The organism is Paenibacillus tundrae (assembly GCF_030812775.1).
Classification (GTDB): domain Bacteria; phylum Bacillota; class Bacilli; order Paenibacillales; family Paenibacillaceae; genus Paenibacillus; species Paenibacillus tundrae_A.
Window position 1 is genome coordinate 241,893 of record NZ_JAUSTI010000002.1, and the last position, 23,708, is coordinate 265,600.

General features: G+C 43.5%; 24 protein-coding genes. 1 reads left to right on the forward strand and 23 read right to left on the reverse strand.

Features of this window, described 5'->3' with window-relative positions; genetic code table 11:
- Positions 1-208: 208 nt before the first annotated feature.
- The 9 genes from J2T19_RS04380 to J2T19_RS04420 all read right to left on the reverse strand — a co-directional run bounded on the left by J2T19_RS04380 (position 209) and on the right by J2T19_RS04420 (position 8,912).
- The gene (locus J2T19_RS04380) at positions 209-2,197 is read right to left on the reverse strand and encodes a glycoside hydrolase family 2 protein (protein ID WP_307213550.1); all 1,989 of its coding nucleotides are present in this window, start codon (positions 2,195-2,197) and stop codon (positions 209-211) included.
- A gap of 259 nt (positions 2,198-2,456) precedes the next feature.
- Positions 2,457-3,203 carry a VOC family protein gene (locus J2T19_RS04385; protein ID WP_307213553.1) on the reverse strand — a complete coding sequence of 249 codons (747 nt, stop codon included), beginning with the start codon at positions 3,201-3,203 and terminating at the stop codon, positions 2,457-2,459.
- A gap of 222 nt (positions 3,204-3,425) precedes the next feature.
- Positions 3,426-3,569, reverse strand: coding sequence for a hypothetical protein (locus J2T19_RS04390; protein ID WP_307213555.1), 144 nt, complete (start codon positions 3,567-3,569; stop codon positions 3,426-3,428).
- Positions 3,538-3,831 (reverse strand): Rossmann-fold NAD(P)-binding domain-containing protein, encoded by a 294-nt coding sequence (locus tag J2T19_RS04395; protein WP_307213557.1) that lies wholly within the window; start codon positions 3,829-3,831, stop codon positions 3,538-3,540. Before J2T19_RS04395 ends, J2T19_RS04390 begins: the two co-directional genes overlap by 32 nt.
- An 18-nt stretch (positions 3,832-3,849) precedes the next feature.
- A complete protein-coding gene (locus J2T19_RS04400) occupies positions 3,850-5,460 on the reverse strand; it encodes a DUF4179 domain-containing protein (protein ID WP_307213559.1) in 1,611 nt (536 codons plus the stop codon).
- Positions 5,444-5,962, reverse strand: a complete 519-nt coding sequence (locus J2T19_RS04405) for an RNA polymerase sigma factor (protein ID WP_307213561.1) — start codon at positions 5,960-5,962, stop codon at positions 5,444-5,446. Before J2T19_RS04405 ends, J2T19_RS04400 begins: the two co-directional genes overlap by 17 nt.
- 108 nt (positions 5,963-6,070) lie before the next feature.
- Positions 6,071-6,469: a GNAT family N-acetyltransferase gene (locus J2T19_RS04410; RefSeq protein ID WP_307213563.1), complete on the reverse strand. Its 399-nt coding sequence runs from the start codon at positions 6,467-6,469 to the stop codon at positions 6,071-6,073.
- A 114-nt stretch (positions 6,470-6,583) separates the two neighbouring features.
- Entirely contained in the window at positions 6,584-7,525 is a 942-nt protein-coding gene (locus J2T19_RS04415) for a glycoside hydrolase family 43 protein (RefSeq protein ID WP_307213566.1), read from the reverse strand.
- 208 nt (positions 7,526-7,733) lie between these two features.
- On the reverse strand, positions 7,734-8,912 hold the full coding sequence (locus J2T19_RS04420) for an adenosylhomocysteinase (RefSeq protein WP_307213568.1): 1,179 nt from the start codon (positions 8,910-8,912) through the stop codon (positions 7,734-7,736).
- 141 nt (positions 8,913-9,053) lie between these two features.
- Between J2T19_RS04420 and J2T19_RS04425 the strand changes: the two genes are divergently transcribed.
- Positions 9,054-9,725, forward strand: coding sequence for a Crp/Fnr family transcriptional regulator (locus J2T19_RS04425; RefSeq protein WP_307213570.1), 672 nt, complete (start codon positions 9,054-9,056; stop codon positions 9,723-9,725).
- Positions 9,726-9,749: 24 nt separating this feature from the next.
- Here the strand turns inward: J2T19_RS04425 and J2T19_RS04430 are convergent, their stop codons facing one another.
- The 14 genes from J2T19_RS04430 to J2T19_RS04495 form a co-directional block, all read right to left on the reverse strand.
- Entirely contained in the window at positions 9,750-10,175 is a 426-nt protein-coding gene (locus tag J2T19_RS04430; protein WP_307213572.1) for a DUF3237 family protein, read from the reverse strand.
- A 104-nt stretch (positions 10,176-10,279) separates the two neighbouring features.
- Positions 10,280-11,038 carry an SDR family NAD(P)-dependent oxidoreductase gene (locus J2T19_RS04435; RefSeq protein WP_307213573.1) on the reverse strand — a complete coding sequence of 253 codons (759 nt, stop codon included), beginning with the start codon at positions 11,036-11,038 and terminating at the stop codon, positions 10,280-10,282.
- Positions 11,039-11,121: 83 nt separating this feature from the next.
- Complete coding sequence (locus J2T19_RS04440) at positions 11,122-12,069, reverse strand: transketolase family protein (protein ID WP_307213575.1); 948 nt, start codon at positions 12,067-12,069, stop codon at positions 11,122-11,124.
- Positions 12,069-12,902 (reverse strand): transketolase, encoded by an 834-nt coding sequence (locus J2T19_RS04445; RefSeq protein ID WP_307213577.1) that lies wholly within the window; start codon positions 12,900-12,902, stop codon positions 12,069-12,071. The genes J2T19_RS04440 and J2T19_RS04445 overlap by 1 nt, the downstream gene beginning before the upstream one ends.
- Before the next feature lie 130 nt (positions 12,903-13,032).
- The gene (locus J2T19_RS04450) at positions 13,033-14,379 is read right to left on the reverse strand and encodes an MFS transporter (RefSeq protein ID WP_307213579.1); all 1,347 of its coding nucleotides are present in this window, start codon (positions 14,377-14,379) and stop codon (positions 13,033-13,035) included.
- Between the two features lie 297 nt (positions 14,380-14,676).
- Positions 14,677-15,387 (reverse strand): FadR/GntR family transcriptional regulator, encoded by a 711-nt coding sequence (locus tag J2T19_RS04455; protein ID WP_307213581.1) that lies wholly within the window; start codon positions 15,385-15,387, stop codon positions 14,677-14,679.
- 261 nt (positions 15,388-15,648) lie between these two features.
- A complete protein-coding gene (locus tag J2T19_RS04460) occupies positions 15,649-16,197 on the reverse strand; it encodes a carboxymuconolactone decarboxylase family protein (RefSeq protein ID WP_145407529.1) in 549 nt (182 codons plus the stop codon).
- A 72-nt stretch (positions 16,198-16,269) separates the two neighbouring features.
- On the reverse strand, positions 16,270-17,052 hold the full coding sequence (locus J2T19_RS04465; protein WP_307213584.1) for an ABC transporter ATP-binding protein: 783 nt from the start codon (positions 17,050-17,052) through the stop codon (positions 16,270-16,272).
- Positions 17,049-17,870: an ABC transporter ATP-binding protein gene (locus J2T19_RS04470; protein ID WP_307213586.1), complete on the reverse strand. Its 822-nt coding sequence runs from the start codon at positions 17,868-17,870 to the stop codon at positions 17,049-17,051. Before J2T19_RS04470 ends, J2T19_RS04465 begins: the two co-directional genes overlap by 4 nt.
- Positions 17,870-18,877 carry a hypothetical protein gene (locus J2T19_RS04475; RefSeq protein WP_307213588.1) on the reverse strand — a complete coding sequence of 336 codons (1,008 nt, stop codon included), beginning with the start codon at positions 18,875-18,877 and terminating at the stop codon, positions 17,870-17,872. Before J2T19_RS04475 ends, J2T19_RS04470 begins: the two co-directional genes overlap by 1 nt.
- 79 nt (positions 18,878-18,956) lie before the next feature.
- Positions 18,957-19,796 (reverse strand): ABC transporter permease, encoded by an 840-nt coding sequence (locus J2T19_RS04480; RefSeq protein WP_307213590.1) that lies wholly within the window; start codon positions 19,794-19,796, stop codon positions 18,957-18,959.
- Positions 19,797-19,814: 18 nt separating this feature from the next.
- The gene (locus tag J2T19_RS04485) at positions 19,815-20,732 is read right to left on the reverse strand and encodes an ABC transporter permease (protein ID WP_056690418.1); all 918 of its coding nucleotides are present in this window, start codon (positions 20,730-20,732) and stop codon (positions 19,815-19,817) included.
- Positions 20,733-20,784: 52 nt separating this feature from the next.
- Positions 20,785-22,335: an ABC transporter substrate-binding protein gene (locus J2T19_RS04490; protein WP_307213593.1), complete on the reverse strand. Its 1,551-nt coding sequence runs from the start codon at positions 22,333-22,335 to the stop codon at positions 20,785-20,787.
- A 24-nt stretch (positions 22,336-22,359) separates the two neighbouring features.
- Positions 22,360-23,385 carry a M14 family metallopeptidase gene (locus J2T19_RS04495; protein WP_307213595.1) on the reverse strand — a complete coding sequence of 342 codons (1,026 nt, stop codon included), beginning with the start codon at positions 23,383-23,385 and terminating at the stop codon, positions 22,360-22,362.
- Positions 23,386-23,708 lie beyond the last annotated feature (323 nt).

The following is a 23,708-nucleotide window of genomic DNA, read 5'->3' on the forward strand; positions in this document are numbered from 1 at the left end:
TTCAGATGTATATCGTTTTTTTAGCTCATCATACTATAGGTGAATAGTATTTATTCTATATCTACGCTTTGTAAATCTTATGTAAAATGATGCCTATCCCTAATCTGCACATATAGATACCCATGGTATATTAAAAATGAAAAGCCCCGGAAATAAATCGCCTACTGACGATTTATCTCTGGGGCTTTTCCCTCATTCCATTCTTATCTTATCCAATAAAGTTATTATTCAGGTCGTTTAAAGAGCCACTGATTACGGAAAATCCAGTTGGTCTAATAATTTCTAAGCCGATCTCCGTCCAACGTTCCTGAGGAATTTCGGTAAAGTAAAACGCATGCTTTTGCCCTGGCGCTAACTCAGGGATTACATTGACAATGCGTTCACTCTGCGGATCATTCCATTCCAACGTATATCCAGATACTCGATGACATGGAATATCATTACGTACCTCAACGAATAAGACTAGTTTGCCTAACTCTGAGCTAACACTTACGGTGATCGGTGACGCTAATTGACGTAATACTTCATAAGAGGGCTTAGGCATACCGCTAAGGCTCATCGATCCGTGTACACGTTGCCGAAGCCTGCCATCGCCTTCCTCACCCATCTGTGTCCGATAATCGTTCAGACTGAAATAAATGAGCGCGGCGATCTCTGAATGCTTACGATACTCCCTCGTATTCTCCAATAGAATCTGTACCCGCCGCTCGTCTCCACCTTCAAAAGCAGGTTCACAGAGTCCATACTCAGCAACTACTACAGGTTTGTTAGGTATTCCTTTCGTTATGCTTCGAATGACTTCTGGGCGATCTAACTCACCATGCCATGTACCGATATAATCATTCCACATGATCAAATCACCTGCACCCGTTGTATCCTGTGCGGGATTATCATGTACTGTATTTGATACGTAGTTGATAAATCTTGTGTCATCAAGTTGCTCTACCTGAGATTTAAGTTTATCAAAGTACAGATTCGTCATTTCAGATTGACCGTTCAGCTCATTGCCAAGTCCCCATGCGTAAATACAAGGGTGATTGTAATGACGATGAATCATCTCTTCGGCATGTTGCATCGAGATGTTCAGCCATTCGTCTCCGGGTTCACTTGGTGTCTGCCAGTGAGGAATCTCCTCTTGCACAAGTAAGCCATGCCGATCACACCAGTCCAACAGCTTGCTATCTTGTTGCCAGTGGAAACGGGTAATGACACAGTTTGCGTGTTTAATATGGTGAAGCATCTCAGCAAGCTGTTCAGCTGTCTCGGCCATGCCATGCTCCGGATTCGATCCTGGCATCCACTCAACACCAAAGAGTCTCACAGGCTCGCGGTTAAGCAATAATGTACTGCCATCGGAGCGAATCTCTCTAAAACCTAGTGCAGTTGATACCTCATCCGAGAGAACGCCATCTGCGTATATGGCAAGATGAACCGTATATAAGTGAGGATGGTCAAAGTGCCACAGCTTCAGCTGGTCTACCTTGATATCGCTAAAGTATAGGAATCCATCCGTTTCAGCGATCTCCCATTCCTGTGACTTTAAGAGACCTTCTTCATTAGAGAGGGTCACTTTCAACTGCAAAGACTTGATATCTGACTCAGAGCTGAGCTCCCACAACCGAATTGCACCAGATAACAAACCATATGTAGCCGTCGTTCCAGGCACATCATCTTCAAAGAACGGAATTGCTTGGAGCTTGGAATAGTCAATCGCCACATCGCCACTAACGATCAGTGATACACCTCGAATAATACCGCCATCGTCTGCCCAATCGAAACTATTTCCTAACGGAAGTGCAGTCTGACTATTCGCATTGTTGACAGAGACGATAATACGATTGTCTGCATTACAATGAATGAAGTCGGAGATATCGACGATATATGAAGTGTACCCTGAATGTGCGTGCTCCCCTGCTCGTTTTCCGTTTACCCATACCACTGCATCACGATATACCGCATCAAACTGGAGTCGAAGCAGTTTACCCTCCCAATCCGTAGATACGAACAAGTCATAGCTATACCAGCCCTTGCCACGAAACTCCTCTAAGCCCTCGTGTACATTCCATGTATGGGGAATATTTATGCTCTCGCCTGAGGAAAGACCTTGTTCATACCACTTTAGAGATAGACCTTCATTCCTATGATCTGCCTGAAACAACCAAGAATCTTCTAATGGAACTATTATTCTCGCGCTCACTCTGATCCCTCTCTCTACCATGTTGTTTAGTTCATGATATAAGAGTTACCGATCGATGACCATTGAATATCCTCTGAATGTCATGGACAATATTGTGAGCGAAATATGGCAACCATCCTAGCAATCAACAAGATAAGCAATATAACTACAAATGCAAATACAAATAAGAACAAGTAATATGTTAGTCCGTACAAGATTCCATGACAAGCGCATAGATCGTAGCCTCTTTTATTATTTTCAATTGAAGTTCCCTTCCATGTTATGTATTGATAATTTGAATATTATGAATATTCATTTTCTTCCCGGCATATGCCTCATTATCACAACGAAGTTTGACCTCTACTTTATGTTCACTTGACTCAATAAAACGAATCGTTTGATCTGCTAAGTTGATGTTTAGTGCACCTTCATGCTCCTCATAATCGTCGAAGAGAGCATAAATAATGTTACGATCCTCATCTTCTAGTCTTCCGTAGATCGTGACTTCAAGAATGCCTTCAATACCGTTCTCACTGCTATTGGGAACCATATACTGTTCCATAAAACTCTTGGATTTTTCATCGTTTAATTGCTGAAGAAAGAATTGAAAAGGAACTCCTTTAAATGTAGGTAAATAGGAGTTTCGCCATGGCATCGTTTTATTCAATAGATTGAAAAACCACCGAAACCTCAAAGGCTCTGGAAAAGTTACGTTGATCTGCCGGTCAGTTAATTTCTGATACACTTCATCTATATTCTCAACTTCTAGAGCAAAACCAACTAAACCTCTGTGTCCTTCATTATACTTATTAGTCCATTCCTTCACCCATCCTCCCCCGTCCGCTTTTTTAATATGTACTAATTCAAAATACTCTTTGCCCATCCACAGATTGGATACTTTAAAACCTTTTGTCCCTTTGCCCCATTTAGGCATATAGGGTAGGCCGATAGAATGAACAGAAGTAATATATTGCTTACTTTCTTGGAACGACCTGTCAACATTGACGACTAAATGATCAATTTTCATATCCGACGGCTCCTATCTTCCCATGTACTCTATGGTTTGTTATGTTTCAGATATTCTATCATATGTTGGTTATTATCTGGTTACTTAATTATAGATCAAAAAAGCCGCTAAATTAGCGACTTAGTAAATAAAAAGCTTTAATGTCTCGCGGAAAAACCATCGAGTTTCTTCATTTCTGCATCTACATCCGTACGAGCAAAAAAACAAAAATGAACTCACCTGTTATTGTTGAAGCACTTGTGGATACAGAGCAGAGATGCCGCCCGCCAAGCCTTGCTGAACACCTCGACTTACTTCATCAGCAATAATCTCATAAAGTCCAGATTGTATTCCGTCAATTGCAGTCTTGGCAATATCTATTTTCAATTACCGGTGCAAAAGCGCGAATTATCGATAGCATTCCGAATACTTGCGTGTTAAATTCCAAATGAATATCGTGAAGCTCACCTGACAGCAAAGAAGCTCCTGTAGAAGAACCAGCATTGTTAACAAGCAACGTTGCATCCACTGCGATTTCGGACGCAGCCTTCACAGATTCAGGATCGGTAATATCAAGCTGCAGTGGAATTGCTCCCGGCAAATGAATCGATTCAGGATTTCTTGCTCCAGCGTACACTCGCTGCTTCACTTGTCCGCTATATCATAATTATAACTTTATCTCTACATTTCGACTCGGATCACTGTATTTATATATACCAGGATTTAAGTCTAGCGTAGCATCCAGTGGTATATCACGATAAGTATCTATATTTACTCCCGTAGATACCATACCTTTGGGAGTGATCTCGGGAACAATTTCTTTACCGTTAATACGTAACGTAGTTTGGTTAACTCCCCTGAAATCAGGCGATGTTGAAGAAGACTCCACCATCAAGCTTTGCCCATCCATATAATACGTAAACTGAATTTCTAACCCATCCACCTGAAGTTTAGTGTGCTGCTTTTCTGTTGTTGGCTTATGAAGTGTAACCCAGTTCTTCGTCGTATCCCGTTTCTCCACTACAGCATCTTGCAATATCAGTTTCATAGGAACAGCAGACCAGTCTTTGTACCACACGGGAGATTCAAACTGAAAATAATGCTGATAGCCTTCAGCCTGATCTCCTTTCAAATATCGCCCACCCGTAATCTTCTGATCTCCAATAAGTAACTCTGTTGTATTGTAGTGAACGATACCTTTCGCCAGCGAATCTTTCTTGTTGATCCGAACTTGAATATCTAATGGAGTAATGGCTAGTTGATCGATGCTAACACCTGTTCTTTCTCGAAATTCGGGACTCGTGTTCAATGATTTAGAATACATCGCTTCACTCGCTTTTTTTCCATCTGCTTTAAAATCAAACGTCCATGTACCTTCGATTCTCTTCGCCTCTTTAATATAATTGAAATGAAGATTCGAACTCTTCCATTCACTCTCGGACATGTTGAATACCTGTTCAATTAACAAGTCTGACCCTTCGTTGGGTAAAATCGTTGGAATAGCATTCCATTCATTATCGTGATTATGCATTATGATATGAGGATTTCCACGTCCTAAATCTGTCGGTGATGCCGCCACTTTATAACGAACAATTGTTTGATCTCCAACATGTCGAACCGATTGCATATGAATTGTGGGATACTGTGCAACTCCGGTAACAATCATCTCATCAGTTTCATGTTTGGATGCTAAAGGAATATCTATATCACGGTACAAAATTAAATTTTGCGCTTTAAAGGTATACTTTTTGGCGTCATCCTTCAGCGTATCAGGTGTTTCATAGACTCCCAGGAGCTTCTGGCTATCCGGATCGTAGCCCAAATAACCATAGACTTTTGCTGTTCCAGCAGGCCCGATCAAGGTATTGGTCTCAGTAGCAAACCCAGTATATTGTGTTAGATTAGTTCCAGTACTCAGAGATATAAGCATTTTCATCTTTTCTCCGTCAGTCACCACACCATTCAAATTCATGGTCACCCCTGCATTGGAGGATTGCAGATCATACTGTTGTCCAATGTCATTTTGCAATGCGTTGGCGACGTTCCGACCACCCATCCGATCCCAATCAATCGTGACACTGGCGAATACAGGGATAGCCACGAGTAAGAAGCAAGAAAATGCGATCCCAACGGGGATAGCTTTAATTCGATGTAACACCCCACTTCGTGAAGATTGCGTGTTGGCTTGACGCTGATGCACTTCCTTTTCTATGGCTGACCACATGACATCATAATCTGGCTGAGGAGTATTCTTATCGTTTTTAATATGCTGATTCACTACTTCTCATCTCCTTTAGTTGGGGTGCCACCATTGTATTAAGAAGTTTTAGCCCTTTGTTTAATCTCGACTTTGCCGTTCCTTCAGGGATATTCATCACTTTAGAAATCTCAGGTATGGTCAGCTCATTGATGAACCGCAGCACAATGACCATTCTAATTTTGTCAGGAAGCTCGCTGTATAGCCCTTCAAGTTCTTCTTGGGTTTCCCGATGAGTTAGACGCTTTTCCACAGGATTATCATCCTGAGATTTGGATAACAAATAGTGGCGCACTTCTTTCATCCAGCCTGTTTTACGTCTTCTAATCACACTGTTACACTCATTCGAAGCAATTCTTAATATCCAAGACTTCATGTTCCTTACCTTCGTTCTGTCAGCCATGATCACTTTGACAAATACTTCTTGGCATAGATCCTCTGCGTCTGCCTGATTTTTCATCACATAGTAGCAAAAATAATATACATCCTCTCGATACAGCTCGAAAATTTCCCGATCCGTCATTCTGCACCCCCTTTGTGGTTGTCAGTAATAAGACTAATAAAGCTATGTATTCGTTCATTTTATAGAAACCCAAAGAAAAAAGCCGCTAGATTAGCGACTTTGAACTCATCAAATGGTTCTTGGTATTAAAAACGCCCTATCTGTTTTCTCAAAGCCAAGTTGAGGATAATATTCCATCGCCGTAGGTGCAGAGAGCAACAATAATGCTACCTCTTCGCCTAGATGGCTACGTACACGTTCGATAAGCTGTTTTCCAATACCATTTCTCTGATACTCCTTACTCACCGCTAGATCTGATAAATAACAACAATACGCAAAATCCGTAATTGCTCTTGCAAGTCCAATTAACTTGTCATCATGCCAAGCAGAAACCGTAAGCGTTGCATTCTCAATCATTCGTTGAATTCGATCTCGATCCTCTACAGGACGTTTAATTCCGGAGCTTCTAAATACGTTCTGAACATCCTCTGGCTTAAGATTGGCATTCATTTTATACACAATGTCCATTGATGCACCCCACAATTTATTTTAATGTACAACGAACATATTAGAATATTGGTAGGGTGTGAAGATCCAATCTGCATGAAATGGACTAGTCCAATCTGATTCGTCTGTACAATATTATGATCCAAACGCTTCTAACAAACGAGTAACTTCATCGGCAGTAATCGGGATTACTCCGCCATGTCGCTTATGGGTCTTACCTAGGTCATACGCATCCTTATCCACCACCCGGAAATCTCCACTGTCGAGATCTGAGGTTAATAAAGGAAGATAACCATCACCCTTAGCAAATTGATCCACGATCAAACACCATTCATTACGGTCATTCATCTTATAAATCTGAGGACCTTCTACGCCAGGAATCGCCTCCAAAATAGGAGCAGATAGCGGAACGAACGCATCCTTATCCAAGGAAGAACCCTTCTCTACCCGAATATTTTTCGTCGTTTCATCTTTCGTATAACGGTAGTAGCTCCCATTGTGCGCGATAATGGTTGTGTCGATAATGTGGTTCTCTCGCTCAATATATAACTCCGTCGGAGTAAAGCTTCGGAAGTCCTTGGTTCGTGAACTATAGATTTTCTGTTTACGTTCGGTTTCAGAAGAGTCAGAAGCTCCTCTTCTCGTTGCCGACGCCCAGAATACTAGAAATTCATCTGTCGCCTCGTCATAGATAGCTTCAGGTGCCCATACACAGCCCGCGTCGGATACACCAACGGTAACTGCGCGAGGCGATGACCAATGCACTAAATCCTCAGATTCCCATACAATAATGTCTTTGCTTCCTTCATTTACTGCTGCATCCCAGCCTTTACCGCTTGCAATCCGAAGATCGGTAGCAATCAGATAAAAACGGTTATCCTTAGGAGAGCGAATGATAAATGGATCCCGAACTCCTTTCTCCCCAATCGCTGATCGCAAAACCGGTAAATCTTGATTCAAATCTTGCCAATGCAGCCCATCCTCACTGTACGAGAAGTAGACCTGTTCACCATCCGCACTTTCTCCAATAAAATGAACTAGAAGATAACCCGTATAAGGTACATGTTGTCCTGTCACAATGTAACACTCCTTCTAAGATCTAATAGAGGTACGTAGTCTCGTTGTGCTTAAATGTCCTATCAGTTGCCAGGCTTCAACTTGTAAAAGTGAGCTTTGGAACAACTGTTAGTAAGGACTATATACATATTAAATGATTAGGGAGGGTTAAATAAATAGTTTTAATCCATGATCAGCTTGTTTAGAGCGAATCATTATCACGATACCTCTATTGAAGCAGGTTCACGAACCTCTTACTAATCGTATAATTGATATCTTCGGGAACGGGTTGCAATCCAGGTTGAAGGGATTCAACATTCGTCAGGATACGATATGCTGCATGCGAGATTAACCCAAAGCCCATATCCATAATCTCAATAGGGTTGCCATCAGCTCCTGCTAGGTTAAGCGGGTTAGCCTGATGCAGTAAATAGATGCTTTTCTCAGCATACGTTATTCGTTCAATACCGTCTTTGACGACTTCAACAGACTTCGAAGCCTTCTTCAATTCGCCCACATTGATTTCAAACCCATAATGCCCTGAGTTAGCAAGAATAACTTTTTCTTTGAACAACGAAATATGCTGCTCGTTAATCACATTAAAGGTTCCCGTGACTGTGACAATTACATCGGCTTCAGGGATCAATTCCTGCAATTCGCCCACCAGATGTCCGTCTGTTTTGGCATTCAACAATTGAATCGGATTAACATCATAAACGAGTGTAGTAGCTCCCAATCCACGGAATTTCTTGGCTACACCGCTTCCACAATAACCATATCCAATAACGAGTACTTTTTTGCCGCCAACGAGAAGACTCGTCGTTCGCATGAAGCCATCGACAACAGATTGTCCAACCCCTAACGCATTTTCGAAAATTTGCTTCAAGGGCGAATCATCAATCACGATGACAGGATATTCAGGTTGGACACCTTTTTTCTCGATTAACAGCTTGCCTGTGCGCGTCTCTTCATTGGCACCAATCGGGTTCCATCCCGGCTGTAATTCATGATGAGCAAGAATCAGACTTGCACCATTATCCAAGAAGAGATCAATCTGGTTAGCCAACACCATCTCAAGATAACGTTTGTGGTCGTCATATTGGTCTGCTTCTTTGGCAAAAACCGTCACATTGGGTAAAGAGGCCAGGTATGCTGCTGTATCTTTTTTAGTTGTACCCAGGCAACCGACCAGGTAGATATGTGTGGCTCCACCAGCGAGAAGTCCTTCAATCCAGAATCCCGTTTTGGGCTCTATATGCATACTGATCGCAATGGTTTTACCTTGGAGCACCTGCTCCTCATGGAACCAATGATTAAGTTCTGCCACAATTGGCATCCTCTCTCTAAACCAATGCATCCGAGATGCCCCAGCACCAGCCAAACTTGGATCATCAATAATACTATTCATAACGAACCCCCTAGTTAATTACATGTTGTGTTGTAATTCGAGGTAAGTATAATATGATAAAAGGTCAAACAATAAGGACAAAAGTCCGCTTTTATGGCGGCTCTTTTTCTAAATCGTTGTGCAAAAGGAGATTTAAGTTCTATGCCTACTAAGGTTAATCCGGATATCTTGGCCGCCATTATGAAAGCAAACCTACACCATATCATTACAGATGAAGTTATAGCTAATTTGCAAGTGAGAACATACGCAAAAAACGAGACGGTTGTCGTCTCGGGTGATGAGCTAGCATTTTTCTATATTATTATTGAAGGCAGAGTGGCGATTCATAACTATTCCGAGCAGGGAAATGTCGCTGTTGTGGATTATGTAGAGCAAAACGGAGTATTAGGTGACATGGAATTCTTCAATCATTGCAATTATCTTCACACGGCTGTGGCTGTTGTACCAACAACCATATTACTCATTCCACTAGAGGTGGTACACTCTCATCTAACAACATCAGTCCCGTTTCTCATGCGCATGTGTTCGATCCTCACAGAGAAATTGATGAAGTCTTCAGTGAAAAATGCAAGATCACTGCTGTATCCAGCCAAAAATAAACTGTGCAAAACCATTGTACAAACCTCAGAAAAATTCGAATCGGCAACGATTCCTTTTGTTATGAAGGACATGTCCAGCATAATGGGAATCTCCGACCGTCATATCAGAAGATTGCTCAGTGATCTAGTGGAAGAGAAGATTATCCTGAGACAGAACAAAACGATTCAGATTTTGGACATGAAGCAATTACAGCGATATTCCACCGATTTTTAAAAGATTCCTCAACTACAAGTCTTCTTACGAGGTAGATACTCTGTAGATAATAATATCCAATCCAGTGTCTGTGGCTTTTCCCTCACCAACGAGAATATCGCTATTCAGAAAGGATAATGCTGTACTATTTGTAATGATTGTAGGTGAAGTGCGAAACAATGAAGATTTCAACTTTTTGTTGATATTCCCGTTATTCTCGATATAAATTTCACAGCTTTGTCCAGTAAAATCCTCACCTTGGAGCATGTATCTTGCCGACAGACTGTGTCGATCTCCGCCCTTCCCAATGACCTGTGTATCCACGCCACCATTAAGCACGATGCCTTCAAAATATTTTCCCGTTACATCTCCTGTGAACGTAATCATAACGACAGAATCATCCTCAGTATTGCGTAATTCGAACGTTTCTAAGATCTTCACATGAACCGTAAACACTTTTTCTAATTCCATAGTTTCACCCCTCTACTGCATCCTATCATACCCTTTGCGGCAAAATAAAGGAAAGAGAAGCCGCTATCTAGTAGCGGCTTCTTACACTCTATAGTGGTTGGCTATTAATCCATATGAGATCCGCCATTAATATCAATTTCCTCGCCAGTAATGTAGGAGGCTTCACTAGATGCTAAGAAAGCAATGGCTGAAGCAATCTCTTCCGTTTCACCCGGGCGTCCCATTGGAATGCCTGCAATTACGCCATCCGCAGTTTGCTGGTCTAGAGATTTCCAGATGTCTGTGTTCACTAGGCCTGGTGCGATACAGTTAACCGTAATGCCATCTGTCGCAACTTCTCGTGCGAGGTTTTTGGAGAAACCAAGTACAGCTGCCTTGGATGCAGAATAGTGCGCTCCGCCAAAGACACCGCCGCCCCGTTTAGCAGATACAGACGATAGGCTAATGATTCGTCCATAATTTTGTTTCTTCATTGGTTCAAGCACGGCTTGAGTGCAGAGAAAGAGTCCGAACATGTTTACGTTGAATACACGAGTTACGTCTTCTAATGTCATTTCTGCTACCGTTGCCTTCTGGGATATGCCTGCATTATTCACCAAAATATCAATTCTTCCGTACGCTTGAAGTACCTTCTCTACCATGGCCTGGTTTGAATCTTGACTGGTAACGTTAAGCTCAACCCCGATTGCTTCCCCGCCTTCTGCACGAATAGCATCAACCGTCTCTTGAATTCCTTCTTGGTTGATATCAGCAATAACGAGCTTTGCCCCCTGCTTGGCTAATGTTAGTGCAATCGTACGTCCAATTCCTCGTTTAGATCCACTTCCTGTGACAATGGCTACTCTGTTGTTTAATTCAAACATGTTATACACTCCTTCAGATGGGTTGATGGGTTGATTGCGATTTGTTAAGCAAAACTCTTTCTCAGTGCTTTCGGATTAAGAAGTTACTTTAATAGGGAATGTGCAGTCGCTACGATGTTATCTATCGTGATTCCGTTCATTTCTAGCAATTTTTCGTATGGAGCAGATTCTCCGAATTTGTCCTGAACACCAATTCTGCGGACGACAGCTCCGCCTTCCTCGGCTACAACTTCACTTACTGCACTGCCAAGACCATTCAGAATGTTATGATCCTCTACAGTGATGATCCGCCCTGTACTTAAGCAGTCCACAACAGCATCACGGTCTAGAGGTTTAATCGTATGGAAATCTAGTAATTTAACGGATACACCCTCATTCTCCAACAATTCCGATGCTTTCAAGGCAAGGTGTAAAGTATCTCCATTGGCGATGATGGCAATATCTTTGCCGTCCTTCAGCTTTTTGGCTTTGCCGATCTCGAACTCTTCATCTTCTCCATATATGACAGGAACTGTATCACGGGTGAACCGAAGATATACTGGGCCATAATGTTCAGCAGCCTTAGCAACCAGCTTGCGCGTGGAATGATAGTCAGCAGCCATAATAACCGTCATATTGGGAACTGTGCGCAGTACACCCATATCTTCAATGGCCTGATGGCTTCCGCCGTCATTAGCTGGGGTAAGTCCACCATGGGAGCAAGCAATTTTAACATTTAAGTGAGGATAGCAAACTTCCTGACGAATCTGTTCAAGCATGCGTAGCGAACCAAAAACCGCATAGGTGCTGATAAAAGGTATTTTTCCCGTTGTTGCTAGTCCTGCGGCAAGTCCTGCGGCGTTCTGTTCGGCAATACCCACGTTGATATGCTGGTTCGGAAGCTGATTCGCAAACTCAGTTGTTTTACATGACTTACCGATATCAATATCAACGACATAGATGTTTTTATTTATTTTGCCAAGCTCTACAATTTCGTGTCCAAAACCTTCACGCGTCGCAATTTTTTTCTCCGTTACGTTATAAGTGCTCATCATTTCAGACCTCCCGCAATTTCTTCCAAAGCCTGCAGATATTCCGCTTCCTTCGGAGCAACCCCGTGCCAGTTACATACATCCTCCATGAATGAAACTCCTCTGCCCTTAACGGTATTGCATACGATGCAGATTGGCTTCCCGTGTTGAATATTACGAATTTCGTCCAATGTATCTACGATCTGTTGCATGTCATGACCGTCTATTCTTCTGGTATCGAAGCCAAAAGCTTTAAATTTCAGCTCCAAATCCAAGTTTGGCATAATCTCATCACAAGTCCCGTCAATCTGCAGGTTGTTATCATCCACAAACACAATTAGATTATCGAGTTGATATTTGTTTGCCGTTTGAGCAGCTTCCCAGATCTGACCTTCCTGGCATTCACCATCTCCTAGCATAGCGAATACTCGGTATGACTTTTCGTCCCTTTTACCTGCAATCGCCATGCCTACGGCACAAGAGAGCCCTTGACCGAGTGAACCTGTTGAGATGTCGATTCCCGGACATTTTTTCATATCAGGATGTCCTTGAAATGGAGAGCCGTACTGTCTTAGCGTGTGCACCTTCTCCATTGGAACGAATCCCCGGTGAAGCAGTGCAGCATACTGAATTGGGCATACATGTCCTTTGGATAATACGAAGCGATCGCGGTCTTCCCATTTCGGATTAGCTGGATCAATGTTCATTTCCTTGAAATACAATGCCGTAACGATATCAGCTGCAGATAGTGAACCACCTGGATGACCGGACTGTGCTTCATAGATCATCGTAATCGCTGTTTGTCTCAGTTCGATTGCTTTTTGCTTGAGTTCTTCAACGCTAGGCTTGGTCATTATGCTCACCTCATATGAATTTGATAGTTATTTTTTCTTTGTCGTCTTGTAAACTTGTTAACTTGTATCCTAAGTTGTTGTAAAAAAAACGAGCACTTTGCTCAGATTCTCATACTCGTTTCAGCTGCGGTTACCCTGTTTTACTTGAATTGGGATGATCCAATGGTCTACCCGGACTTACTTTATAACTTTTACCGGATTGTTTGACCAGGAACACGATGATAGTCGCACTTATTATCATGCTGATTCCAAGAACTGTCAACCCAAGATTATGGCTGCCTGTCATGTCATTGATAAATCCTACAAAATACGGGCCGAAGAATCCACCGAGATTACCGATACTATTAATTAATGCAATCGCACCACCTGCGGCTGCTCCCGTCAGGAATGATGGCGGAATCGCCCAGAACGGAGAGTAAGCTCCAAATGCCCCACACAAACTAATCGTTAGAAGTGCGAATGCTCCCATCAAACTGAAATCTGCAACATATACACTTGCAATCATAGCAATTGCACTAATCGTCAAACAACCAGCCACATGGAATTTACGTTCGTTATGTTTATCTGAACTTTTGCCGACAAGATACATCACAATCATTGCACAGAGATACATGAATCCAAGCAACCAGCCAATACTCTGTAAGGACCAGCCTGTTGACTCAGTCAAACCTCTCGATATGGTTGGCAGGAACATATTGATTCCGTAATAACCAAACATCCAGAAGAAATATCCCAGTGCCAAAATAAGGACGTCCTTATCTCGTAATACTTCAAGGAACGTAGGCTTTTTAACTTTTTGTTTCTCCAGTGCCTCTTTACGAGTTACATCCAGTAGCCAGGTCTTTTCTGCACCTGTTAACCACTTGGCATCTTCGATGCGATCCGTTAAGTAGAAGTAACAGATAATGCCGAGAATCACTGCTGGAATCGCTTCCAAAATAAATAGCCATTGCCAACCCGATAAACCGAACCATTCAATTTGCAGCAGGAAGGTTGATAACGGTGAACCAATAGCATTGGCTGCTGGAATCGCAATCATAAATCCAGCAATCGCTTTTGCGTGATGCTTGGATTGGTAGAATCCACTTAGATAATGCACCATGCAAGGGTAAAAACTAGCCTCAGCCACACCGAGTAAGAAGCGAACGATGTAGAATTGGATTGGCGTTTGAATAAATGCCATTATGACAGCGATGATCCCCCAGGAAACCATGATGCGGCTAATCCACCGTCTTGCACCTATCTTGGACATCATTGCACTGCCGGGTACCTCAAGCAGGAAGTAACCTAAGAAGAAAATCCCTGCCCCAAACCCATACACGGCCTCGGAGAATCCGAGGTCTTCATTCATTCGTAATGCCGCAAATCCGATATTTACGCGATCCAGTATTGAAATGGCAAAACACAAAAACAAAAATGGGATCAAACGTAATGTTACTTTGCGGACAGTCGATTTCTCCAATTGCTGCAGATCCATATGAAATCCTCCCATGAAATAATTCAACCCGTTGTTATGTTAAACGCTTACAATTTCAGTTTCAAAAAAATAATGTCCTACATTATCAACATAACTCACTGAAATGAAGCGTTTCCAAATACTTGTGATGATATGCACCTCCTGTTAATTTGTAATCTTGTTAACTTGTATCCTAAGTTTTGCTGTTATGAATATAACAAGTTACTTTTTAATTGTCAATAACTTATTCTTTCAATTTTTGATTGATTAAAAACAACAAATAATCCCTATGCTAGATGCGATGCATAGGGATTATCATTAATCTTTCCAATAACGATTAAAGAGGTTCTGCATATGCTCTGTCATGAGTTTGGATGCCGTATCTGCCTCCTTATTTTCAATAGCATCAATGATTTCCTTGTGCTCGCTAAAGTTAGTATCACGGTAGTCAGGGCGGGTTACCGTGCGATCGCGGATAAATCTCCACATTTCCTGTTGTTTCATCGCTTGAGTAATGACCGTCATGAACTGAATGAACAGATCATTATGTGAAGCTCTAGCAATCTCCATATGCAAGCGTTCATCCGTCTCCGGTACATAATGTCCACCTGCGGTCTCTGATTCCATCTGTTTGATGGTTTCTCGGAGAAGCTGAATCTCGTCTGCCGTAGCTCGTTGTGCTGCCATACTGGCGATAAGTGGTTCTATATTCATTCGCGCTTCAACAATATCCTCCGGGGATACAGAGTTGATGAAAGACTCGTCCGTTACAGCCTCATCCTGAGCCATTGTGCTTTTGACATAAACGCCTTCACCCTGTCTGGAATAGATGTACCCTTTCATTTCCAGAGCACTCAGAGCCTGTCTAATCGGAGCCCGGCTTACCCCAAATTGTGCACATAGTTCTCGTTCTGTCGGTAGCTTGTCCCCAATTTGGAATGTACCTGATTGTATTTCAGAGAGAATCTGATCATAAATTTGAATATACAGTTTATTGCTGGATACGCGATTAAATTGTATTGAAATCACTTCCCTCGATTAGTTTCATTACATCTAATTACCAAAACGAACTATCAATAAACATTATATAAATTAGAACCTTGTTAGACAACATGATAATTAACAAATCAATGGAATTCAACAAAAGTACATCGAATGGACAACCTTTTCCAGTACTTGATCACACGGGGGCTATTCAGACAACAACTTGGTGTTAAAAAACAACAAAAAAACATGACCGCCAAAGAGCGATCATGTTTTCTTCAAATTCCACATCTCAATGCATAACCATTAAGATTTCGCAGGCAATATATTTTTGTCAAACTCAACTTCGAACAGATATTCGTCCAAATCAACCTTCATCGCTTCATTGAAAATGTTCGAGGCAATCATCTTGCATCCAACAGTTGTAATAAGCACAATCTCTTCTGAGGTGAATTCGCTTCTTAATTTATCGTAGATGGACTCATCGATGGTGTTTGGATTGTTAACTAATCCACGACCATAATCAATCAACACTTTTTCAATCTCAGTGAATTCGAACTCATTGAAGCTGATGTTCAGATCACGGAGAAGCTTGGCATGATAGGTGGAGCAGACCAGACACTCATTCTCCGTCGAGATCGCATAACAGTAAAAATAAATCGCGCGACTGCCAATGATTTTTTGTAGCTCATTACGTACCGGATAAAATTCCATCGCATCAAAAGACGGCATGGAATACAACAACGTTTTAACCATATTCGTTACTCGATTGCCATTCTTGATTCGCTCATCCACAAAGTCCTTGGCTTCTTGAGACATGTCTTCGTATTGTAATGCGGGTACTACACTGCTCATGTAAAATTCCTCCTCTTAAGTAAAGTTAATGTGACGTCTTTAAGTAATAAGTAACCATCATGTTTGGACAGCTTATTGAAATTGTGGAATATTAATTCTCGGAATTGCTTCAATCAACGACCGGGTGTACTCATGCTGCGGATCGTGGAAAATTTGCTTGGTCTCCCCCTCCTCCACAACTTCACCAGCTTTCATGACCATCACGCGATGCGAAATGCTGTAGATTACCTCAAGGCCATGGGCGATAAATAGATAAGATACACCCTTCTGCTGTTGAAGCTTCTTCAGCAATTCCAGAATCTGTGCCTGAATAGTCATATCAAGTGCAGAGGTTGGTTCGTCACAGACAATAACGGCAGGTTCTGCCGCAAGTGCTCTGGCGATTCCCACACGCTGACATTGTCCACCGGACAGCTCTCCCGGATATCGCGATTTGAACTCTCGGGGTAAACCAACATCATCCAACAATTCGTCCACCCGTTTATCGATTGCTTTGGCATTCATCTGAAAGTAAAGCTTCAGTGGTTCAGCCACGATATCTCTGATCTTCCATCTTGGATTCAGGGAAGAGACCGGATCTTGGAACACATATTGGATGCTGCGCTTGTCAGAGCGAATACGCTTCGTGCCACTTAAGGCTTTGTCGCCCAAGGCGATCGAGCCTGATGTAAGTGGAATCATGCCAGCAACCATTTTTGCAACGGTCGTTTTGCCACTGCCGGATTCACCAACAATGCCTAATGTCTCCCCTTGCCCTAGATAAAACGAAACATTTTGTACCGCGGCAAAATCGGTGCCGTTTCTCGTCCGATATACCTTATGAAGTCCCTCAGCCTCCAACAGATGTTTGCTCATATATCCACCCCCTCAAAATAAATACGGGGCATGCTGTTTAGCAGCTGCTTGGTGTATGGATGTTCCGGTCGCCCGAATATTGCTTCCTTCGTACCTTCTTCAACCAGATTGCCATGTTTCATCACGATGACACGGTCAGCAATCTCGTGAACCACACCCAGATCATGCGTAATGAACAGCACCGTCATGCCATATTGCTCTTTCAGCTTCAGGATTAACCGCAAAATCTGAGCTTGAACCGTCACATCCAATGCTGTTGTCGGCTCATCTGCAAGCAGCAATTCAGGTCGGGAAGACAAGGCCATCGCAATCATGACACGCTGCCTCATTCCACCAGACAACTGAAACGGATACTGCTTCACAACCTCATCCACATTGCGAATTTCCACTTGAGTTAACCAGGATTTCGCTTCTTCAAGCGCGGCTTTTTTGCTCATTCGCTTCGGCGCATGCAAACGAATGACATCCACCATTTGTGTTCCAATCGTATAGACCGGGTTTAATGCACTCAGTGCATCTTGGAAGACCATGGCAATCCGTTTGCCACGAATACGTTGCATCTGTTTCTCATTTAAGGTCAGCAAATCCTGACCGTCGAACCAGATCTGCCCATGGGTATATTGTGCAGCAGGTCGTGGTAACAATTGCATAATTGATTTGGCGGCAACGCTCTTTCCGCTTCCCGACTCACCAACTAGGCATAATATTTCACCCTCAAGGATATCCAAGGATATATGATGAAGTACGTCCGTATGTTGGTCACGCTTGGTGAAGCGAATGCCCAATTCATTGATGCGCAGGAGTGATGTGTCTGTCATTAGCTTCTCTCCTTGCTAAGGTCGAATTGCCCCACATTTGATTCCGGTTGCTTCAGAAGCCGCTGTAAGGCTTCATGGGCAAGCACAAGATCAAAAATGGACAGACCGAACGCATTAAACATTATTTTACGATCAGAGTCCCGCTGGATTGCCGGATTAGGCTCAGCCAGAAGTGTTTCTAGTAGTGTTACCTTACCGCCAATTTCCGGTGTCTTGCGTGCAAGACCGAATAACGACTGACTGCTAGATGGAATGCCGGCTTCATAATCATCACATACAATATGGTCAAATGATTCAATGGCTTCTACATCAATGTCACGCATGCCAATATGAAGATACAGATGACCTTGAACAAAATGGTCTGCATGTAGGTAAGGAGTGGAAGCGGATGTTGCCCCGACCACAACCTCAGCACAATCAAGGCGTTCCGGAAGTGATGTATGGACACGACTCCGAATCCCCCGTTTTCCAAGGATATCTGCGTGATTTTCAATTAACTTCTCTGCATGCTGCATCGTACGACTCCACACATGAACTTCCTTCAGTTCAGGCATGAACGGCACAATACTGCGAACCTGGTGACTCGCCTGAAATCCAGATCCACAGAGGAACAATGATGATGCCTTTGATCTTTCCAACGTTTTGATCGCAGTGGCGGATACTGCGCCTGTACGGAGCCCGCTAATCAACTCTCCTTCCAACAGTGCAAGCGGTCGGCCTGTTGCTAATTCATTGAGCACAACGACCGGATGTGTATACGGTATCGAAGGATCGGAGTGTGGCACATGGGAAGTCCATTTCAGTCCTGCCACGCCTTCCTCAGCAAGATACGCTGGCAAGGAATAGAAAGCTCCCGCTTCTCTAGCTCCAGCAGCCATCGCTACCTCCTGTGCACCTACTGCTGTCCCCTGTGCCTTTTGACAAAAGGTTCGTTCAATCAGACGTTGTGCAACTAAGGGGTCGGTTATCCCACTTTGCTTGATGCTTTCTCGTGATACAAAGTACATTCGCTCCATCCTCCTTCCTGCTGTGACATGATTTGTTGCCCTGTTGCTTCGCATCGCTTTCCTTCTAGCCGCTTCATATTCATCGGAACTCCGCTCGGTCTCTAAGCCAATCGCCGAACAGATTAATCGTCATAATGACCAGAGCAATAGCCAGACCCGGTATCGTAGACAACCACCATGCCGAACTGATATAACTCTTGCCGTCATTCACCATTCCACCCCAAGATGGTGTAGACACATCAATGCCGAGCCCAAGGAAGCTTAATGCTGCCGCGAGCAAGATCATGTGTGACATCTGTAAGGCAGCTTGTGTAGCGATCGTATACAGGGTATTCGGTAAAATATGCTTCGCCATGATACTAATGCTCGGCACACCCATGGCTTTGGCTGCTTCGACGTACTCCAACTCTTTCAGCGAGAGTACCTGGCTACGAACAACACGTGCAAAGGTCACCCAACCTGTAACTGCCAGCACAATAACAATATTCGTGAGACCTGACCCAAGCACAGCAACCATAACGATGGCGAGCAGCATGCTTGGAATGGACATCTGGATATCAGCTAGACGCATTAATACCGCATCCGTTTTACCACCGAAGTACCCGGCTACGATGCCAATAATACTGCCCAGCACACCTGAAATGACAACGGCGACAATGCTGATCCAGAGCGAGAGCCTGCCCCCATATAACAATCTGCTGAGCACATCCCTGCCCAATTGATCAGTTCCAAGCAAGCTCATTGCGCCCTCTCCACTATATGTGCTCCCTGGTGGGATAAGGATATCCTGCAATGACTGCCTATACGGATCGAATGGCGCGAATAGCGGGGCAAAGACCGTCAGCACGAAGATGACGGTCAACGAACCTATGCTGGCAATGCCCTTGGCATTGGCACGAAGCAAAGATCGTTTTTTCATGATTATCCCTCTCTTCGTTTAGTGCACTTTGATTCTTGGATCAAGGCGATGGTAGATCAGATCCGTCACAAGTGTAATGGCGATATAGATGATGCTGATCACAAGAATACTTGCCTGCACCAACGGGAAATCGCGGTTGCTGACACCTTGTATGATCAACTGCCCCACACCTGGCCATGAGAAAATCGTTTCAGTCACCACTGCGCCAGCGATCATGACTCCAAATTCCAGGCTAATGACGGTAATAACCGGCAGAAACGCGTTTTTGAGTCCGCGTTTCAAAATCCGGCTAGGTTTGGAGAATCCTTGAGCTTGACTTGTAATCATGTACCCCTTGTCCATCACTTCAATAAGAGAGGCTCGCATGGTGCGGGCAATCGGAGCAATCGGGTATGCAGCTAGAGTCAGTGCTGGAAGTATAATCGACTCCAATCCGCGATTGCCTGACGTTGGCAACCAGTGGAGATTTACTGCAAAAATCATGATTAACACGATACCAATCCAGAATACTGGCAGTGATTGAGTTAAGAAAATCCAACCGTTGACCACATAGTCGATCCAGCTATTCTTTTTGTATGCCGACACGATCCCCGCCAGCAAACCAACAGTGACCGCAATAATGATTGCAAACATGGCCAGATCTATGGTAGCTGGCATTCGTTCAAGCACCAGCTTTAGAGCGGATTCTTTGTAATACAGCGAGTTTCCCAAATCGCCGGTAAATAGGTTTTTTAGATAATCGATGTACTGCATCCAGAGAGGTTGATTGAACCCTAAGCTCTCTCGAAGCGCGGTCACCTGTTCTTCGCTCGCTTCAGGTGGAAGCATTAGGCGCGCCGGATCACCTGACAAGCGAATAATGAAAAATACAAGCGTTGCCGCACCGAGGACTGCAAGTACCGATTGTCCCAAACGTTTAAGCACGTAATGCTTCAATGGTTAACACTCCCATCCGGGCTTGGCCAAGTCACATAAGACGCCTGCCGATTTACTCGTTACCTGCTGAAATCGTCGATACCGGGATGGAGCCATCCACACGGCCGTCCCATTTCAATCGATCAGATACGCCATAGTACTGGTTCTCCTGATATAGGAAAATGCGCGGTGCATCTTTTAACACTTCATCCTGTATTTCTTTATATAACTGTTTGCGTTTAGCCTCATCTGTAACCGATCTTGCTTCATCCAGCTTAGCATCTACGTCTTTGTTCGCATAAGTGGAGTAAGACTCTCCTGAACGAAGGATGGCATAGATTGCTGCATCTGCATCAAGTGTGTTCGTGCTGCTCCAACCGAGTACATACATATCCGATTGTTTGCCCGCAGGTACGAGTGTGCGATATACCGAACTTTCCACGTTATTGACTTTGATATTGACGCCAACAGCTTTAAGTTGCTCTGCAATGACTTGTGCAACATCCGTGTTTTTGATGTACCAGCTTACCGTATCAAGTGTTGCGGAGAATCCGTTCGGGTAGCCTGCTTCTGCTAACAATTGCTTCGCTTTTTCCGGATCATAGTTATACCCTTCTGGTTCGCCAGCATATCCAAAGTCTTTGGGACCAATCAAGCTATTGGTCTGAACAGCTGCGCCTTGAAGCACTTTATCTACAATAGATTTAACATCGATTGCATAGTTCAGGGCTTGTCTTACTTTTGGATCATCAAATGGTTTTACATCGGTTTTGAAGCCGACATATACTGTATTGCCCGCACGTTCAACTGTGGAGAGACGTGCAGTAGACGACGATTCAATCTTCTCACGATCTTCTGGAGATACCGCTGTAATCAGATCAACTTCACCATTCAGCAGCGCACTTACACGTGTCGAAGCTTCAGGAATAGAACGGAAAGTAACCTTTTTCACATCAGGTTCGCCGCCCCAGTAATTCGGGTTAGCTTCTAATACGACATTGCTGCCTTTATCCCAGCTTACGAACTGGTATGGGCCTGTGCCGATCGGTTTTTGAGCAAATTGCTCTTGTCCTACTTCTTCAGCATATTTGGGAGGTACAATTTCGGTTGGATAACGATTAAACCGTGTGGGTACAAGTGGGTCAGGTTTCTTCGTTACAACGTTAACCGTGTACTCATCAACAACGTTAACTTCTTGGATCGTAGATACATAACTAGCTGTCGGTGCATTGTTCGCTGGATCAAGCACACGATCAAGGGAGTACTTCACTGCATCGGCATTGAACGCCTCACCATTGGTGAAGGTTACACCCTCACGCAGTTTGAATTGCCAGGTTGTATCATCGATTTGGCTCCAGCTTGTCGCTAGACCAGGTACGAGCTTTTCTTCTGCATCCCGTTTAACCAATGTATCGAAGATATTGTCCACGACCTGTGCATTTTCGGTCAGAAAGCCCGGATCCAATCCGTTTACGTCAAATGCGCGGGCAATCGTGATTTCTAGTTTTTGATCCTGCTTTTCACCTGTTGCTTCTTCACCCGATCCTGATTTGCTCGTTGTAGAGCAGCCTGCGGCGAATACGGCCAGCAAAGTCAGGATTAGCAGAAACTTACTCTTTTTCATGATGTACAACCCCCGTTAATTAAATTATGCTAATTTGCCCAACATGACCGCGTAACCGTTCTGATGAACTGTCGATGCTGCATGAATGGATAAAATGACACCATGTTCGATGGGACAGGTTATGGAATGCTCCTCAAGTCCCGGGTATGACAGTATGCGCATCAGCTCTTCCCCCAGCCGAGCATTCTCTCCCGCGTGCATGCTAAACGTTAACAAACCGCTCGTTTCAAATCGCATTTCAACGATGTCTGAGATCCGTGCAGGCTCTCGGTTCATGCCAGGTGTTTCTTCTGCCTGAGAATATTGTTCAGATGAATATACGCCAAGTTGATTAAGGATCATCTGAACAGCTTGTAGATGCGTATCCACGGCTGTGGAAGTCCAGTAATTGCCTCCTCCACTCTCCAGTAAGACGGCCGGGATCCCCTGCTGACACACTTCATTAATCAACATCCCTTTGGTACCCGATTGGCAGACATACGTCGCTGTAAGCGGAATTGTATTTAGTGCCGCCATACTACGCTCAAATGCAGCTTCATGGTCGCTTGCTACCATGGCAAACGGACAGACATCCAGCCAGCGACCGCCTCCATGCAGATCAATCAGAAAATCGGCATATGCGATGATATTGTTAGCCAGCCAGCGACCATAGCGACCAGAGTATGAATCATCTGTTGCATTTTGACCAAAAACCCGGTTCAGGTTTAAGCCATCCAGTGGACTGCCATTCGTTCCCGCAAGCATCGCGGTTGGATTCGTGACAGGACACAATATCAGATTTCCAGACAAATGCTCCGGCACAATATCCTTCAAAAGTTTAGCGCAAGCGATAATGCCATCATGCTCGTCTCCATGCAGTGCAGCCTGTACCCATACCGTTGATCCCTCTTGAATCCCCTTGATCAGAAACAAAATGATTGTCTGCTCCTCATGAATCTCTTGAATTCGGGATACACTTGTCGAGGGTTGTTGTCTGAAAGCTTGTTCCAGACTTGCATAAATGGGATATGGTTTTGCAAAAATGGAAGTTGCAGATAGGGACTGCTGCATGATGAAATGAACCGCCTTTCTATAACCTAGTATTCTTGTATGAATTATAAAATTTAGTTGATACTATCAAAAGATATGTCAGTATGTCAATGTCATAAATTGTCTATACATAGCGTTGTATGTCGAAAAAACAGTGATAATATGCGATTGATATCGATTACAAAAAAAGTTGATTTTGAATTATATAATGAAGAAATTGTTTAGACATACGAAAAAAGCCGCTATAAAGCGACTCCGTATAACATTATCTACAGTTCAGTCCCTTCTCCAGGTTCGAGCACCTTACCTACCTCATTCGGTAAGAGTGAAACAAAGGCATGTGG

Excerpts from the sequence above, each read along its gene's own strand:
- J2T19_RS04385 (WP_307213553.1), bottom strand. The coding sequence starts at position 3,203 with ATGAAAATTGATCATTTAGTCGTCAATGTTGACAGGTCGTTCCAAGAA.
- J2T19_RS04405 (WP_307213561.1), bottom strand. The coding sequence starts at position 5,962 with ATGACGGATCGGGAAATTTTCGAGCTGTATCGAGAGGATGTATATTAT.
- J2T19_RS04410 (WP_307213563.1), bottom strand. The coding sequence starts at position 6,469 with ATGGACATTGTGTATAAAATGAATGCCAATCTTAAGCCAGAGGATGTT.
- J2T19_RS04420 (WP_307213568.1), bottom strand. The coding sequence starts at position 8,912 with ATGAATAGTATTATTGATGATCCAAGTTTGGCTGGTGCTGGGGCATCT.
- J2T19_RS04425 (WP_307213570.1), top strand. The coding sequence starts at position 9,054 with ATGCCTACTAAGGTTAATCCGGATATCTTGGCCGCCATTATGAAAGCA.
- J2T19_RS04430 (WP_307213572.1), bottom strand. The coding sequence starts at position 10,175 with ATGGAATTAGAAAAAGTGTTTACGGTTCATGTGAAGATCTTAGAAACG.
- J2T19_RS04435 (WP_307213573.1), bottom strand. The coding sequence starts at position 11,038 with ATGTTTGAATTAAACAACAGAGTAGCCATTGTCACAGGAAGTGGATCT.
- J2T19_RS04440 (WP_307213575.1), bottom strand. The coding sequence starts at position 12,069 with ATGAGCACTTATAACGTAACGGAGAAAAAAATTGCGACGCGTGAAGGT.
- J2T19_RS04445 (WP_307213577.1), bottom strand. The coding sequence starts at position 12,902 with ATGACCAAGCCTAGCGTTGAAGAACTCAAGCAAAAAGCAATCGAACTG.
- J2T19_RS04450 (WP_307213579.1), bottom strand. The coding sequence starts at position 14,379 with ATGGATCTGCAGCAATTGGAGAAATCGACTGTCCGCAAAGTAACATTA.
- J2T19_RS04460 (WP_145407529.1), bottom strand. The coding sequence starts at position 16,197 with ATGAGCAGTGTAGTACCCGCATTACAATACGAAGACATGTCTCAAGAA.
- J2T19_RS04465 (WP_307213584.1), bottom strand. The coding sequence starts at position 17,052 with ATGAGCAAACATCTGTTGGAGGCTGAGGGACTTCATAAGGTATATCGG.
- J2T19_RS04470 (WP_307213586.1), bottom strand. The coding sequence starts at position 17,870 with ATGACAGACACATCACTCCTGCGCATCAATGAATTGGGCATTCGCTTC.
- J2T19_RS04475 (WP_307213588.1), bottom strand. The coding sequence starts at position 18,877 with ATGTACTTTGTATCACGAGAAAGCATCAAGCAAAGTGGGATAACCGAC.
- J2T19_RS04480 (WP_307213590.1), bottom strand. The coding sequence starts at position 19,796 with ATGAAAAAACGATCTTTGCTTCGTGCCAATGCCAAGGGCATTGCCAGC.
- J2T19_RS04490 (WP_307213593.1), bottom strand. The coding sequence starts at position 22,335 with ATGAAAAAGAGTAAGTTTCTGCTAATCCTGACTTTGCTGGCCGTATTC.
- J2T19_RS04495 (WP_307213595.1), bottom strand. The coding sequence starts at position 23,385 with ATGCAGCAGTCCCTATCTGCAACTTCCATTTTTGCAAAACCATATCCC.